We start from the raw sequence: 15261 nt of genomic DNA on the forward strand, positions 1-15261 counted from the left end.
CGAAGTGGAAGGGCGTGGCAGACTGCTCGCAACAGCACGTTGAGCGGCGCCAGTTGGGATCACCGGAGATCCGTCCAGATCTTCGAATGGGTCTTCGAATGGCGCCGTAGGGCTGTCACGATTCTTTTGTCGTTCCTTGGTCACCGGACCGGCCGGGCTGTCGACGCGCTGTGCGACCGACCAGCCGGTCAGGGCTCTTCGTGGAGGTGGAGCGTGAGCGAACCGCGGTCCGCGCCGACCGTGGGACAGGTCGTCCTCGGTCGGCGCCTGTTGGATCTGCGGGAACGCGCCGGGCTCAAGCGCGAGGAGGCCGCCCGTATCCTTCGCGTCGCCCCCGCCACGGTGCGCCGCATGGAGATGGCCGAGGTCACGCTCAAGATCCCGTACCTGCAGCTGCTCCTGAAGGCCTACGGCGTCACCGACGCCGAGGCCGAGGGTTTCGTGCAACTGGCCGAGGAGGCCAACCAGCCCGGCTGGTGGCAGCGCTTCCACGACATCCTGCCCGGCTGGTTCTCCATGCACGTCAGCCTGGAGGGCGCGGCCGGCCTCATCCGCCAGTACGAGCCGCACTTCGTGCCCGGACTGCTCCAGACCGAGGACTATGCGCGCGGGGTGCTGAGATCGGGCGCCGTCGGCCAGACGAGTCCCGACGACATAGAGCGCCATGTCGCGCTGCGCATGCAACGCCAGGGACTGCTCACCCGTGAGGACGCGCCCCGGCTGTGGGTCGTCATGGACGAGACCGTGCTGCGCCGCCCGGTCGGTGACGCGGAGGTGATGGGGGCCCAGATCGGCAAACTGCTCGACGCCACGAGGCTGCCCAACGTGACGCTCCAGATCGCCCCGTTCGCGAACGGGCCGCATCCGGGCACCTACGGGCCCTTCGTGCTGTTCCGATTCGCCATGCCCGAACTTCCGGACATGGTCTACAGCGAGTACCTGACCGGCGCCGTCTACCTCGACGCGCGCACCGAGGTGGCGGCCCACCTCGAGGTCATGGACCGCATGGCGGCGCAGGCCGCTACTGCACATCGCACGAAGGAGATCCTCCGGGATCTCCGCAAGGAGCTGTGAATGGATCGCATCAAGTCCCACGCCAAAGCGAGGATCCGCACCGAGCGGATCTACAACGGGATGCCCGCGAGGGAGCTGGGCAGCGAGGGCTGGCACAAGCCCTGGAGCGGCGGCAACGGGGGCAACTGCCTGGAGGCCATGAAACTCGCGGACGGCCGGATCGCCGTCCGGCAGTCCACCGACCCCGACGGCCCCGCGTTGATCTACACGTCCGACGAGATGACCGCCTTCATCGAGGGCGCGAAGGCGGGTGAGGCGGACTTCCTGCTGTCCTGAACGACCTGGCTGATTGCGCTGCCGCTCGACCCCTTCTGCTGAGCCGATGTCCGACCCGACTTCCTTATTTTGGTTATGAATTGATCACCGACCACCACCACGTTCGATTCTTACGGAGTGCCGCATGACCGGACAGGACCACCCCACGGGCGCCGTCCAGATAGACACCAGCCGACCCCACCCCGCGCGGATGTACGACTGGTACCTCGGTGGCAAGGACAACTACCCCGTCGACGAGGCGATGGGCAGGCAGATGCTCGCCCTCGACCCGCGCGTTCCGGTCATGGCCCGGGTCAACCGCGCCTTCATGCACCGCGCCACCCGCTGGCTGGCCGAGCACGGCGTACGGCAGTTCCTGGACATCGGCACCGGTATCCCGACCGAGCCGAACCTGCACCAGATCGCCCAGGGCGTCGCGCCCGACGCCCGCGTCGTCTACTGCGACAACGACCCGATCGTGCTGGCCCACGCGGCGGCCCTGCTGCGCAGCACGCCCGAGGGCGTCACCGAGTATCTCCAGGCCGACGTGCGGGACCCGGCCGCCATCGTCGAGGGGGCCGCGAAGATCCTCGACTTCGACCGGCCGATCGCGCTCTCCCTCGTCGCACTGCTGCACTTCATCTCCGACGCGGACGGCGCACACGAGCTGGTCGACCGGCTGCTGGCCGAACTCCCCTCCGGCAGCTACCTGATGATGACCCACGCCACCGCCGACTTCACCCCGGAGGAGTCGGCGGCTGCGACCGAGAAGCTCCGCGCGGCGGGCGTCACCCTGGCGCTCCGCTCCCGCGACGAGTTCGGCCGGTTCTTCGACGGTCTGGAACTGGTCGAGCCCGGCGTCTCGGTCGTGCCCGAGTGGCACCCGGAACTGGGCGAACCGGTTCCGGGACAGGACGACGGGATCATCCCCGGGTACGGGGCGGTGGGCCGCAAAGCGTAGGAGTGTGAAGGGCGGTGGAGGACGGGGCGTAGGACACGGGGGGCGTAGGACACGAGGGCCGGGGGCGGGGCTCCGGGGGATCGTGGGTGCCGTGGGTTCCAGGCCCCCGGGGCTCATGGGTGTTGGTGGTCCGTGGCCCCCGGGGTTCATGGGGGTTGGTGGTCCGCGGCCCCCCGGGGCTCACGCGTGCTGGTCGGGTCACGGCCGCCGTGGCGCCCCGCCCCGGTTCTCTGTGGGCTGCGGTGGTCCCGCCGGGGCACACACGGGCTCACGGTGGTGGCAGTACCTCGCACAGGGCCTCGACCGCCGCCCCGTACGCGTGTTCCGGCGGTGTCGCGTACCCCACCACCAGCCCGTCCGGCGCCGCCATGTCCGTCTCCGGGTGCCGGAACGCGGCGAGGCCGTCCAGCGCGACGCCCTGCCAGACGGCCGCCTTGACCGTGGACCGCTCGGTTCCCGGCGGCAGCCGGAGCACCGCGTGCAGACCGGCCGCGACCCCGGTGACCTCGACATGCGGGGCCCGCGTGGCCAGCGCCTCGACGAGCCGGTTGCGGCGGCTCCGGTAACGCTGCCGCATCCGCCGCACATGACGGTCGTACGACCCCGAGACGATGAAGTCGGCGAGGCCCAACTGGTCCGGCACACTCGCCCACGCCTCGCGTTCGCCCTTGGCGGCCAGTACGGCGCCGACGTACCGCTGCGGCAGGACCATCCACCCCAGCCGCAGCGCCGGCGACAGGCTCTTGCTGACCGAGCCGATGTGGATCACCCGGTCGGGGTCGAGACCCTGGACGGCGCCGACCGGCTTGCGGTCGTAGCGGAACTCCCCGTCGTAGTCGTCCTCGACGACCACCGCGTCACGCGCGCGTGCCCAGTCGATCACCGCGGCCCGGCGAGCGGCGTGCAGTGGGCCGCCGGTCGGGAACTGGTGCGCCGGCGTCAGAAGCACGCCCCGCTCACGCCCCAACCCGTCGACGCGCGCCCCGTGTTCGTCCAGGGGCAGGGGAACGGTCCGTACGCCCGCCGCCGCGAGCAGTTCCCGGTGGAAGCCCAGCCCGTACGCCTCGACGGCCAGCGGGCCGCGCAGCACGCCTCCCGCGCCCTGGCCGAACAGCAGCCGCAGAGCGTGCGCGAAGCCGGAGCAGATCACGATCCGCCCCGGCTCCGTACGGACGCCACGCGCGCGTGCCAGGTACTCGGTGAGGGCCTCCCGCAGTTCCACGCGGCCGGCGGGGTCACCCGGCCCGAACACCTCGTTGGGCGCCTCCTGGAGGGCCCGCCGGTAGGAGGCCAGCCAGGCCGCGCGTGGGAAGGACGACGCGTCCGGAGTGCCCTGCCGTAGGTCGTGCCGTGGGCCACGCGCGCGGGGCGGTGCCTGCTTGGGCACGCGTGCGGCCCGCCGCAGGGGTTCGGCCCGCTCCGCCACCCGCGTGCCCGAGCCCTGGCGGGCCGTCAGCCAGCCCTCCGCGACGAGCTCCGCGTACGCGTCCGCCACCGTGTTGCGGGCGACGCCGAGATCGGCGGCGAGCGAGCGGTACGGCGGCAGCCGCGTCCCGGGCGTCAGCCGGCCGCTGCGCACGGCCTCGCGCAGCGCCCGCATGAGCGCGGCCCGCCGTCCGCCCGAGCCGGACGGCGACAGCTCCAGATGCAGGTCACTGCCGATCCGCTCCGCCGAATTGACCCACGATTCCGTCATGAAAATGCACCCTACTAGGGGTCTTTCCAGGCCGTAGGTTGATGCACATGACGACGCACACGCACACGGACGCGAACACCGGCCCGCACACGAACGCGATGAGCCGCCTCAACCTCGCGAAGGCCGCTCCGAAGGTCTTCCGCGCCCTCATCGGCTTCGACGCCGCCGCCCGCGACGGACTCGACCCGGCCCTCGTCGAACTCGTCCAGATCCGCGCCTCGCACCTCAACCACTGCGCGTACTGCCTCCACATGCACACCAACGACGCCCGCAAGGCCGGCGAGAGCGAGGACCGGCTGCACATGGTCGCCGTCTGGCGAGAGGCCCGCCACTTCTTCACCGAGAAGGAGCAGGCCGCCCTCGCCCTGACCGAGGCGGTGACCCTGGTGGCCGACGCCGGCGTCCCGGACGCCGTCTACGCCCAGGCCGCGGCCCACTTCGACGAGCAGGAACTGGCCCACCTGCTGGCCCTGATCCTCGCCATCAACACCTGGAACCGGGTGGCGCTGTCCACGGCGAAGGTGGCGGGTACGGACGAGCGCCGCTAGCTCCGGCCCCACCGCCGCGGACCGTTCATACGGCCACGCGGACCGTTCATACGGCCACGCGGACCGTTCATACGGCCACGCGGACCGTTCATACGGCCACGCGGATTTCAAACGGCCATGGGCCGGTCGTACGGTCCGATCGGTGCCGGAAGGCATGAACTCCCGTTCAGATAGCGGTCGACGGCCGCCGCCACCGCCCGTCCCTCCGCGATCGCCCACACGATGAGCGACTGTCCCCGGGCCGCGTCCCCCGCGGCGAACACCCCGGGGACGTTCGTCGCGAAGTCGCCGTCCCGGCTGATCGTGCCGCGCGGCTCGAGCCCCAGGCCCAGCTGGTCGATGAGCCCGTCCTCCCGGACGGGTCCGGAGAAGCCGAGGGCCAGCAGCACGAAGTCGGCGGGGAGGGTCCGTACGGAGCCGGTCAGCGGTCGCCGCTGCGCGTCCACCTCGACCAGGTGCAGCGACCGCACGTGCCCGTCCCCGTCGCCGGTGAAGCGGAGCGTGGACGCCGCGAACAGCCGCGCGTCCGCATCCGCCGCCGGCGCCGTCTCCAGGTCGCGGGCCTCCTCGTGCGCGGCCGACAGGCGGTAGACCTTCGGGTACGTCGGCCAGGGCTCGGTGTCCTCGTCGCGGTCGGCACCCGGCAGCGCGTAGATGTCCAACTGCGTGACGGACGCCGCCCCGTCACGCACCGCCGTGCCCAGACAGTCCGCTCCGGTGTCGCCGCCGCCGACGATCACGACGTGCTTTCCCGCGGCCGACATCGGGGACGCCTGGAGGTCCCCCTCGCACACCCGGTTGGCCAGCGGCAGGTACTCCATCGCCTGATGGATGCCGGTCAACTCCCTTCCCGGGACCGTGAGTTCCCGCCAGGCTGTGGCTCCCGTGGCGATCACCACGGCGTCGTAGCGCGTCCGCAGTTCGGCGGCCCCGACGTCCCGGCCGACCACCGTCGACGTGCGGAACTTGGTTCCCTCGCCCCGCATCTGCTCCAACCGCCGCTCCAGATGGAGCTTCTCCATCTTGAACTCGGGTATGCCGTACCGCATCAGGCCGCCGAGCCGGTCGTCCTTCTCGTACACGGCGACGGTGTGCCCGGCCCGCGTCAGCTGCTGGGCCGCGGCGAGCCCGGTGGGGCCCGAGCCGATCACCGCCACGGTCCGCCCGGACAGCCGGTCCGGCGGCCGAGGCGAGACGAAGCCCTCAGCCCAGGAGCGGTCGGCGATCGCGCACTCCACGTTCTTGATGGTCACGGCCGGCTGGTTGATCGCGAGCACGCACCCCGCTTCGCAGGGCGCCGGACACAACCGTCCGGTGAACTCGGGGAAGTTGTTCGTGGCGTGCAGCCGCTCGCTCGCCGCCCGCCAGTCCTCCCGGGAGACCAGGTCGTTCCACTCGGGGATCAGGTTGCCGAGCGGGCAGGCATCGTGGCAGAACGGAATGCCGCAGTCCATGCAGCGGTCGGCCTGCTTGCTGATGATGGGCAGCAGCGCACCGGGGACGTAGACCTCGTCCCAGTCCCGGACCCGCTCCTCGACGGGCCGGCGGGGCCATTCCTGGCGGGGCGTGGTCATGAAACCCTTGGGATCGGCCATGGCCGTCTTCCTTGCCTGCGCGTGCGGCGGGCCGTACATATCGGGCGGCACCCCTGTCGCCACGATACGTCCCCTCGCCCACCCCCGCAGAGTGGCCGACAGCGTTTCGCGCCACCGGTGCCGGCTCAGGGCCGGTACCCCTCGGGCCGGTACCGGCTCGTGGACCTGCGCCCTCTCAGACCAGCGCCAGCAGGTACGCGACCGCGGCGGCGGCCGAGGCCAGCGCCCGCACGTGGTTCCACAGCGTCCACTCGCGCACGTACACCGGCCAGTACCTGACCGCTTCCGGGGTGCCCGCCTCCAGCTTCATCAGCTGCTCGTTGCGCGGCACGTTCGCGGCCACCGTCACCCCGAACGAACCGACCAGGTACAGCGCGCTGCCCGACAGCAACTCGATGGTCCCGTCGTCGGGCCACAGGACGAACGTCACCACGGCGATCACCGCGCACAACGCGGCCGCCCCAAGAAACACGATCATGAACGCGGGTGTCATGGCGGAGGAGTTGATCGCGTTCATCGCGGCGACCCCCTGGGCCGGCGGAAGCGCCGCGAGCCCCCGCATCACCAGCACCGAGAAGGCACAGAACACCCCGGCCATCAGCGCGGAGCCGAGGACACCCAGCGCCGCCAGTACCAAGTACGGTCCGTCGATCATCTCTACGTCAGCTCCCGCCCGTCGAGCCGAGATCTTGCCCGGCACCTTCCGTCACCACAAGTGAAATCGCATACGTGAACAGTGGTCATGGTCGAGAAGCGCCGAGGCGTGCGCGCCGCCGTCCGGCCCGCCCGCGTCGCCCGCCTCGCGGCCCCCGCCCCGGTCCGCCCGCGTCGCCCGCCTCGCCCCCGCCCCGGTCCGTCCTGCCGCCTCGGCCGCCCTGCCCGCCCCGCCCGTCCGTGGCTCACCCGGCGGAGCCGCGTTCCTCCTGCCGCCATGCGACCAGCGCCGACTGCACGTCCGCCGCGATCCGCCGCCGCGCCTCGTGCCGGGGCACACCGTCCATGAGCAGTTGGTCGTACGGCGTGTCCAGGTGCCGTACGGAGGCCACGACCGCCGAGACCACCGCCGCCTCGGACAGCGCCCGCCCGGCCGCGCTGCGGCCCACCCGGCCGCTGCCCCGCGCCGACGCGTGCGCCGCGACGGCCCGCGCCCGCCCTGCCGGACAGCCGGGGAACAGCCGCCGGATCTCCGCCGCGAACGCGTCCGTGAACCGCACGTCCTCGGCCGCCCGCCGCCGGGCGTCCCGTACCCGGCGCCGTCGCCGTGCCTCCGCGTCCGCGAGGCAGCGTTCCTCGGCCCGGGCCAGCGCGGCTTCCTCGACCAGGACACCCTGGCGCTCGTAACGGGCCTTGCGCCGGTTGAAGCGCACGACCACCGCCGACAGCGCGCTCTCCTCCCGGGTCCTGCGGGTCAGTGCCGTGTCGCCGCGCGGCAGGAACACCAGATGCCCCAGATCGGCACAGTCGAGGCAGCGCGGCACCCCGCCTTCGAGGACGAGCATCGGCAGCGGCCCACGACGGCACCCGGCGCACTGCTTTCGCCGCAGCGGCTGGAAAACGAGAAGTCCGCTACTGGTCTCAGGAGTTGCGAGGAGCGCCATACCGCCTTCATTCCCGCTGCTGGGCACGTTCCCACGCCGTCCCGGGTCCGTCGGGCACCGCCCCGCCGACGGACCTCCGCTCCTGCGTACGGTCGGCCACCGCCGGATGCCGGGCCGACGCGGCATCATGGCCGTGTGCGACTCGAAGCGATCACCTGGGAACGGCTCGGCGACCTCCTCGCCGAGCGGCTGCTCGACCTGAAGCCGGGCGACGGCAGTCCCTGGCCGCGGATCGCCTTCGACGGCGCCCCGGCGGCCCGCCCCGGAGATCTCGCCGAACGGGTCGCCGAAGCCCTGCGCGTACGCGGTCGGCCTTCGCGCGTCGTGGCCACGGAGGGCTTCCTGCGCCCTGCCTCGCTGCGACTGGAGTACGGCCACCACGACGTGGAGGCCTACTACAACGGCTGGTTCGACACCGGCGCCCTGTGGCGCGAGGTGTTCGGCCCCCTCGAACCCGGCGGCGACGGCCGGATCCTGCCCGACCTCTGGGACCCGGTCACCGACCGCGCCACCCGCAGCCCCTACGTCCAACTCCCGCCCGGCGGCATCTTGTTGCTGCACGGCCCCCTCCTGCTGCGGCACTGGTTCCCGTTCGACCTGACCGTCCACGTCCTCCTCTCCCCGGCCGCCCTGCGTCGCCGTACCCCCGAGGCCGACCACTGGACGCTCCCCGCCTTCGAGCGGTACGAACGGGAGACCGGCCCCGCCGGCACGGCCGACGTCCTGGTGCGCGCCGACGATCCACGGCACCCGGCGTGGGGCGGTTGATCCGGTACGGAAGCGTGGTCCGGAAGGTGCTCCAGGAGGCGCGCGACCTCCGCGGCGGTCCCCGCATCGGCGGTCGGTCTTCGACCTCGCCGATCCCCACACCTCGGTCGTGGGCTTCGCGGCCTGAACGCCGCTCCCGCCGCGACCGCCGGTCAGAGCCAGCCGTTGCGCCGGAAGCCGCGGTACAGCACCAGACAGGCCGCCACGATCACGCCTATGACCAGGGGGTAGCCGAACCGCCAGTGCAGCTCGGGCATATGGTCGAAGTTCATTCCGTACAGCCCGCAGACCATCGTCGGTACGGCGATCACCGCCGCCCACGCCGTGATCTTCCGCATGTCCTCGTTCTGCGCGACGGTGACCTGTGCGAGGTGCGCCTGAAGAATGGAGTTGAGCAGTTCGTCGAACGCGGCGACCTGCTCCGTGGCCCGCAGCAGATGGTCGGAGACGTCGCGGAAGTAGGCCTGTATCTCCGGGTCGACCACCCGCATCGGCCGGTCGGAGAGATCCTGGAGCGGCCGGGCGAGCGGGACCACCGCCCGCTTCAGCTCCAGGAGTTCCCGCTTGAGCTGATATATGCGACCCGGGTCGGCCCGTCCGCCGTCCGCCGTGAACACGTCCGTCTCGACTTGGTCGATGTCCAGGTGTACCGAATCGGTGACACTGAGGTAGTCGTCGACCACATGGTCCGCGACCGCGTGCAGCACCGCGGACGGACCCTTCGCGAGCTGGGCGGGGTTGCTCTCCAGTTCCTCGCGCAACGGACCCAGTGAGCCGTGCCGGCCGTGCCGCACCGTGATCACGAAGTCATGGCCGACGAACACCATGATCTCGCCGGTGTTCACCACCTCGCTGGTCGCGGTGAGTTCCTCGTGCTCGACGTAGCAGACCGATTTGAACACCGCGAACAGTGTCTCGCCGTACCGCTCGACCTTGGGGCGCTGGTGGGCCTCGACCGCGTCCTCGACCGCGAGCGGATGCAGGTCGAACAGCTCGGCGATGCCCGCGAACTCCTGGTCCGTGGGCTCGTGGAGGCCGAGCCAGACGAAACCGTCGCCGCTCTTGCGCACCCGCTCCACGGCGTCGACCAGATCGTGGCCGCCCGGAGCCCGCACGCCGTCCCGGTAGGTCACGCAGTTCACCACGGAGGAGCCCAGCGGGGACCGCACGGGATGGCTCAGGTCGACGCGCGGGCGCCGCCGAGCCAGCCGTGCGACCTTGCGCAGGCCGCCGACCCCGCCGAGGCCTGTGACCTTCCGCAGATTCCCTGCCATGGACATCTGGATCTCCTTGCGTGGATCTCCCCGCGCCGTACTTCCGCGCCCTGGCGTGCCAGTTTGCCAGGCTTGGGTGAAGGCCGGGAAAGCCTGTGGGAACGGAGGATTCCGCTCAGCACCCGGCTGTGGACGAACCGGTCCCGTGCTGTGACGGAACCGCGTCCGGGCCGTTGCCGCCCGGGCTGCCGGGCTGCCGGGCTGCCGGGCTGCCGGGCTGCCGGGCTGCCGGGCTGCCGGGCTGCCGGGCTGGGGGGCTGCGGGGCTGGGGAGCTGGGGGGCTGCGGGGCTGCCGGGCGGCTCGTCGCCCGGAGCGTCGACCACCCGGGACAAGCGGGGCAACTGGGATGATCGCAGCATGACGCGAACCGACGGATATCTCCTCGACAATCAGCAGACCGAGGCGGCAGAACGATTCGACGCCTTCGCCGACCTCTTCGACCCCACGACCTTCCGGCACCTGGAAAGGCTCGGTGTCGGGCCCGGCTGGCGCTGCTGGGAAGTCGGCGCCGGCGGTACCTCCGTGGTGTCCTGGCTGGCCAAGAAGGTCGGGCCGACCGGCAAGGTCGTCGCGACCGACATCGACACCTCGCGGCTCGCCAAGGTGGCCCGTCCACCGGTCGAGGTGCGAGTCCACGACGTGGGTACGCAGGAGCCGCCGGTAGAGGGTTTCGACCTGGTGCACGCTCGGCTCGTCCTCGTTCATGTACCGGACCGCGAGCGGGCGTTGCAGTCGATGATCAAAGCCCTGCGCTCCGGCGGACGGCTCCTGCTCGAAGACGCCGATCCCGCGCTTCAGCCCCTCCTGTGCCCCGACGAGCGCGGCCCCGAGCAGCGGTTGGCGAACCGGCTGCGGCACGGATTCCGTAAGCTCCTCGCCGATCGTGGCGCCGACCTCTCCTACGGGCGCAAGCTCCCGCGCCTGCTGCGCGAGGCCGGGCTGCGCCAGGTCGAGGCCGACGCGTACTTCCCGGTCACCTCACCCGCCTGCGCCGCCCTGGAGTCCGCCACGGTCCGTCAGATCCGCGGCCAACTCGTCACCGCCGGTCTGGCCACGGACGGGGACATCGACCGCCATCTGGCGAACGTGGCATCCGGCAGCATGGACCTGGCCACAGCCCCGATGATCTCGGCGTGGGGACGCAAGGCGTAGGCAGGCCGGATCTGGACGAGGAAGCCTTGGAGGGCGGGGCTCCAGCAGACTCCGGACGGCTTCGGGAGGACCCCGGAGGCGGCTTCGGGAGGGCTTCGGGAGGGCTTTGGGAGGGCTTGGGGAGGAAGGGGCTGGGGCATCCTGGCCCCGGACTGCCGGGTCCCGAAAACCGGGCCGCCGGGCCTCCAGGTCCGGGACGTCCGGCCCGGGGACATTCGGGCCCGGGACATCCGGGCCTCAGGTGTCCGGGCCGCCTCGCGGGGCGGCTGCCCACGGCGTGGCCGCGGCCCGCACCGACTCCGCGTTCGGGCCCGCACCGACTCCGCGTTCGGGCCCGCACCGACTCCGAGTTCGGGCCCGCACCGACTCCGCGTTCGGGCCCGCATCGACTCCGCGTTCGGGCCGGCACCGACTCCGAGTTCGGGTTCGTGCCCCTGTCCGCGCCCCGGGCCGGCACCGACTCCGAGTTCGGGTTCGTGCCCCTGTCCGCGCCCCGGGCCCGCAGGGACTCGTGCCCGGGGACCGTACGGATTCGTGCCCGGGCCGGGCACGCTCGGATTCGTGTCCGAACCGTGCCGTGTCCGGGCCCGGGCCCCCGCCCGGGCCCGGCGCTTCGGCTCCGCGCTCCGCCGCTCTCGCCTCACCCGGAGCCGGGCGGTCTCCCGCCCACTCGTTCTACCGCCCGCGCCCCCGCCCGGCACCCTTCGGCCGCCGCCTCCTCGGGCGCGCCGCCGGCGAGCAGGGCCGCGAGGAAGGCCCCGGTGAAGGCGTCGCCCGCTCCCGTGCTGTCCCGGGGCGTCGCCGGCACGGCGGGAACGCGGGCCCGCACGGCGCCGGACCGCGCCACCAGCGCACCGTCGGCACCCTGTTTGGCGACCACCAGCGGGACGTGGCGGCTCAGCTTGGCCGCCGCGTCCGCCGCATCGGGCAGCCCGGTGAGCAGACACGCCTCGTCCCGGCTCGGCAGCAGGACCTCCACCCCTTCGACGAGGTCCAGGAAGCGGCCGACACCCAGACCGACGAGGAATCCGGCCGACGCGGGATCCAGGCTCACCGGCACGCCACGCGCGCGGGCCGACTCCAGCGCCACCGCCACCAGCGCCCGGCTCGGCTCCGAGAACAGCAGATAGCCCGACAGATGGAGCCACGCGACCCCGTCGAGCAGCGCGTCCGACCAGTCACCCGGGTCGAGCCGCAGGGACGCGCCGCTGTCCGTGAGGAACGTCCGCTCGCCCCCGTCCCCCGTGTCGACCAGGCAGACCACCGTCCCGGTCGGCGCCTCGGGGTCCACGACGAGCCGCGGACGCACCCCGTGGCGGGCCAGCTCCTGCTCGTGCCACGCGGCCGCGTCCGTGCCCACCCGCCCGAGGAGCCGCACATCGGGACAGCCTCCGTGGGCCGCCCAGCACGCCACGTTGGCGCCCGCGCCACCGGGCAGGGTCCGGATCGCGGCGGCCGTGTCGGTGCCGGAGGCGAGCGGCCCCCGATGCCGGGCCACGACGTCGGTGACCACGTCTCCCACGACCAGCAGCGCGCCGTCCCGTCGGAGCGTCACCCCGCGGCCCACGCCGCGGCGATCCGGCCCGCCAGCCGTACGTTGCCGCGCACGGCCGCCAGATTGGCGCTCAGCGAGGCACCGTCCGTGTGGCGCACGAGGTAGCCGAGCAGGAACGGTGTGACCGCCTGTCCGGTGATCCCCTCCTCCTCGCACGCGTGCAGCGCGTCGGCGAGCACGCGCGCGTGCAGCTCGGGATCCAGCTGCTCGCCCTCGGGGACCGGGTTGGCGACGATCAACGCCGACTCCGGACCGTCGACCGCGTCCTGCGCCCGCATCACGTCCGCCACCTGTTCCGGGGTGTCCAGTCGCCAGTCCACGGGATGGCCCGAGTCGGACAGGTAGAAGCCGGGGAAGCGGTCCGTGCCGTACCCGGCCACCGCGACCCCCAGCGTCTCCAGTCGCTGGAGCGTCGCCGGCACGTCCAGGATGGACTTCACGCCCGCGCACACCACCGTGATCCGGGTGCGCGCCAGCAGGCCCAGGTCCGCCGACTCGTCCTGCGTCACCGTCCACTCGCGGTGCACCCCGCCGAGCCCACCCGTCGCGAACACCCGTACACCCGCGAGCGTGGCCAGCAGCGCCGTCGCCGACACCGTCGTCGCCCCACTCGCCCCGGAGGCCACCGCGAGCGGCAGGTCACGATGGCCGAGCTTGCGGATCCCGTCCTCGTTCGCGACCCGCTCCAACTGGTCCTTGTCGAGGCCGACGTGGGGCCGCCCGTCGAGTACGGCGATCGTCGCCGGTATGGCGCCTTCCTGCCGTACGGCCGCCTCCAGCTCCAGCGCGACCTGTAGGTTGCGCGGGCGTGGCAGCCCATGCGCGATGATCGTGGACTCCAGCGCCACCACCGGTCGACGGGCGTCGATCGCTTCCCGTACCTCTTCGGACACCTTCAGCACCACGCGCCTGCCTCCTGTCTTGCGGTTTCTCCCTCATCTCTGGCGGGCGGCGCGCCCGGTCAAACCCTCGCGCGGGCGGGGCACGAGACCAGACGACACCAGACGGCAGAGGCGCGGCTCGGAGAAGTGGCTGAAGGGCGGGGCTGAGAGGCGGTGGCTGAGGGGCGAGGCGCAGAGGCGCGGCTCAGAAGAGCGGCTCGGGCAGTACCCCTTCCAGAGCGAGCAGCTTCCGCTTGGTCTCCAGGCCGCCCCCGAACCCGCCGATGCCGCCGTCGCGCTCGACGACCCGGTGGCAGGGCACGATCACGGGCAGCGGGTTGGAACCCATCGCCACACCCACCGCCTGGGCCGCGCCCGGCTGGCCGACGCGGCCCGCCAGATCGCCGTAGCCGACGACCGCGCCGAACGGGACACCGGAGGCCAGCTCCCGCAGCACCTGCCGGTTGAAGCCCGAGATCAGCGACCAGTCCAGCGGCAGATCGAAGTCGCGCCGCTCACCCGCGAAGTACGCCTCGAGCTGGCGTATCGCCTCGGCCAGCAGGGGGGAGCCGGACGCCTCGACGGGCTCGGTGCCCAGTCGGCCCGCGAGCCGGTCCAGCGCCTTGTCGCGTACCTCGTCCGTGGCGTGGAACACGACGTTGACCAGACCCTCCCCGGTCGCGGCCAGCAGCAGCGGACCGATGTCGGTGGGGACGACGGTCCACACGACCTGCTGCTCGTACTGCCCATGGCTGTTCATGCGACCCACCGTACGACCCGCCACTGACAGCGCCCCCGCCGACGAGCACGGACGACAGGCCGTGAACCGGCACGGACCAGGCACGGACGACAGGCCGTGAATCGGCACGGACCAGGCACGGACGGCAGGCCGCGAACGGGCACGGACCACGCACCCAGGGAACGCGACGTCGGCTTCCAGGGCCCGGTGCGGGTCAGCACCCCGACAGGGCCTGCCGCACCACGTCGGGCTTGTTGCTGATGACCCCGTCGACCCCGTAGCGGGCGACCCGCCGGGCGGTCGCCGCGTCGTCGACGGTCCAGGCGGAGACCTTCATCGGGCTGCCGTGCGGCCCGGTCAGCGCGTGGACCGTGGACACGTAGGCCCGGGACAGGGAGGCGTTCGAGGGGTTGATCTCGTCGGCGAACGCCGCGTACGTGTGCAGGTCCGCCACCGACGGCCTGCCGAGGAACCCGGTCCTGATACCGGGCCTCAGGCCATGGACGGTGCGCAGGCTGTCCGCGCTGAAGCTCTGCACGATCAGCCGGTGGGCGAGGTGCTCCCGGTCGAGCCAGCCCAGGTCGCCGAGGAGCTTGAGGATCTGTTCCTCGACGCCCGGGTAGAGCTCCGGATTCTTGATCTCCAGGAGCAGGTTCTGGTGGTTGCTCTCGACACGGCGCATGTACTGCTCCAGCGTCGGCACGCGCGCGCCCGCGTAGGCGGGGCCGAACCAGCGCCCCGCGTCGAGGCGGGCGATCTCGGCGGCCGTGAGGTCCTTCACCTTCCAGGGGGAGCGGCCGGGGAAGACCTTCTTCACATCTGTCGTGCGCGTGAGGCTGTCGTCGTGGATCACCACGAGCCGGCCGTCCCTGGTGCGCTGGACGTCGTTCTCCACCCAGCCGACGCCCAGCGCGGCCGCTCGGTCGACTGCGGCCAGGGTGTTCTCGGGGGCATAGGCGGAAGCGCCCCGGTGGGCGATGACCGTGGGCTGCGGGTCGGTGTGGGCCCGGGCGTCGGAGGACGGGGTCAGCAGGGCCATGGTGGCCAGGAGCGCGGTCGTCAGGGCGGCAAGTGCGCGCGCGTACATGCGAACTCCTCGCGTCGAGCGATCACGGACAGCTCAACTGTGACAGCAGAGAGTCGACGGCGAGGGGTGCGCGGCAT

At 72.3% G+C, this 15261-nt stretch carries 15 protein-coding genes; 6 read left to right on the forward strand and 9 right to left on the reverse strand.

Features of this window, described 5'->3' with window-relative positions; translation table 11 throughout:
* Window positions 1-213 precede the first annotated feature (213 nt).
* The 3 genes from ACFV0T_RS25745 (at window position 214) to ACFV0T_RS25755 (ending at window position 2290) form a co-directional block, all read left to right on the forward strand.
* Window positions 214-1074 (forward strand): helix-turn-helix transcriptional regulator, encoded by an 861-nt coding sequence (locus ACFV0T_RS25745; protein ID WP_385783517.1) that lies wholly within the window; start codon window positions 214-216, stop codon window positions 1072-1074.
* Window positions 1075-1350 (forward strand): DUF397 domain-containing protein, encoded by a 276-nt coding sequence (locus tag ACFV0T_RS25750; RefSeq protein WP_385783520.1) that lies wholly within the window; start codon window positions 1075-1077, stop codon window positions 1348-1350. It abuts the gene before it with no gap.
* Between the two features lie 124 nt (window positions 1351-1474).
* On the forward strand, window positions 1475-2290 hold the full coding sequence (locus tag ACFV0T_RS25755; protein ID WP_385783523.1) for an SAM-dependent methyltransferase: 816 nt from the start codon (window positions 1475-1477) through the stop codon (window positions 2288-2290).
* A gap of 268 nt (window positions 2291-2558) precedes the next feature.
* On the opposite strand, the gene ACFV0T_RS25760 is transcribed toward ACFV0T_RS25755, so the two are convergent.
* A complete protein-coding gene (locus ACFV0T_RS25760) occupies window positions 2559-3986 on the reverse strand; it encodes a PLP-dependent aminotransferase family protein (RefSeq protein ID WP_385783526.1) in 1428 nt (475 codons plus the stop codon).
* A gap of 47 nt (window positions 3987-4033) precedes the next feature.
* On the opposite strand from ACFV0T_RS25760, the gene ACFV0T_RS25765 reads away from it, so the two are divergent.
* The gene (locus ACFV0T_RS25765) at window positions 4034-4534 is read left to right on the forward strand and encodes a carboxymuconolactone decarboxylase family protein (RefSeq protein WP_385783529.1); all 501 of its coding nucleotides are present in this window, start codon (window positions 4034-4036) and stop codon (window positions 4532-4534) included.
* A gap of 107 nt (window positions 4535-4641) precedes the next feature.
* Here the strand turns inward: ACFV0T_RS25765 and ACFV0T_RS25770 are convergent, their stop codons facing one another.
* The 3 genes from ACFV0T_RS25770 to ACFV0T_RS25780 form a co-directional block, all read right to left on the reverse strand.
* A complete protein-coding gene (locus tag ACFV0T_RS25770; RefSeq protein WP_385783532.1) occupies window positions 4642-6129 on the reverse strand; it encodes a glutamate synthase subunit beta in 1488 nt (495 codons plus the stop codon).
* 175 nt (window positions 6130-6304) lie between these two features.
* On the reverse strand, window positions 6305-6784 hold the full coding sequence (locus ACFV0T_RS25775; protein ID WP_385783534.1) for a DUF1772 domain-containing protein: 480 nt from the start codon (window positions 6782-6784) through the stop codon (window positions 6305-6307).
* A gap of 244 nt (window positions 6785-7028) precedes the next feature.
* Entirely contained in the window at window positions 7029-7727 is a 699-nt protein-coding gene (locus ACFV0T_RS25780; protein WP_385783536.1) for a DUF2293 domain-containing protein, read from the reverse strand.
* A gap of 135 nt (window positions 7728-7862) precedes the next feature.
* Between ACFV0T_RS25780 and ACFV0T_RS25785 the strand changes: the two genes are divergently transcribed.
* Entirely contained in the window at window positions 7863-8495 is a 633-nt protein-coding gene (locus ACFV0T_RS25785; protein WP_385783538.1) for a uridine kinase, read from the forward strand.
* A gap of 152 nt (window positions 8496-8647) precedes the next feature.
* Here ACFV0T_RS25785 and ACFV0T_RS25790 read toward each other — a convergent pair whose 3' ends face one another.
* Window positions 8648-9775: a magnesium and cobalt transport protein CorA gene (locus ACFV0T_RS25790; RefSeq protein ID WP_385783541.1), complete on the reverse strand. Its 1128-nt coding sequence runs from the start codon at window positions 9773-9775 to the stop codon at window positions 8648-8650.
* Between the two features lie 352 nt (window positions 9776-10127).
* Here ACFV0T_RS25790 and ACFV0T_RS25795 point away from each other — a divergent pair, with 352 nt between their 5' ends.
* The gene (locus ACFV0T_RS25795; RefSeq protein WP_385783544.1) at window positions 10128-10922 is read left to right on the forward strand and encodes a methyltransferase; all 795 of its coding nucleotides are present in this window, start codon (window positions 10128-10130) and stop codon (window positions 10920-10922) included.
* A 640-nt stretch (window positions 10923-11562) separates the two neighbouring features.
* On the opposite strand, the gene ACFV0T_RS25800 is transcribed toward ACFV0T_RS25795, so the two are convergent.
* The 4 genes from ACFV0T_RS25800 to ACFV0T_RS25815 all read right to left on the reverse strand — a co-directional run bounded on the left by ACFV0T_RS25800 (window position 11563) and on the right by ACFV0T_RS25815 (window position 15184).
* On the reverse strand, window positions 11563-12477 hold the full coding sequence (locus ACFV0T_RS25800; protein ID WP_385783547.1) for a carbohydrate kinase family protein: 915 nt from the start codon (window positions 12475-12477) through the stop codon (window positions 11563-11565).
* The gene (locus ACFV0T_RS25805; protein ID WP_385783550.1) at window positions 12474-13382 is read right to left on the reverse strand and encodes a pseudouridine-5'-phosphate glycosidase; all 909 of its coding nucleotides are present in this window, start codon (window positions 13380-13382) and stop codon (window positions 12474-12476) included. The genes ACFV0T_RS25800 and ACFV0T_RS25805 overlap by 4 nt, the downstream gene beginning before the upstream one ends.
* Window positions 13383-13563: 181 nt before the next feature.
* On the reverse strand, window positions 13564-14118 hold the full coding sequence (locus tag ACFV0T_RS25810; protein WP_385783553.1) for a methylated-DNA--[protein]-cysteine S-methyltransferase: 555 nt from the start codon (window positions 14116-14118) through the stop codon (window positions 13564-13566).
* 193 nt (window positions 14119-14311) lie between these two features.
* Window positions 14312-15184 (reverse strand): glycerophosphodiester phosphodiesterase, encoded by an 873-nt coding sequence (locus ACFV0T_RS25815; protein WP_385783556.1) that lies wholly within the window; start codon window positions 15182-15184, stop codon window positions 14312-14314.
* Window positions 15185-15261: the final 77 nt, after the last annotated feature.

The sequence above is a fragment of the Streptomyces sp. NPDC059582 genome, assembly GCF_042735715.1.
In the GTDB taxonomy this organism is placed as follows: domain Bacteria; phylum Actinomycetota; class Actinomycetes; order Streptomycetales; family Streptomycetaceae; genus Streptomyces.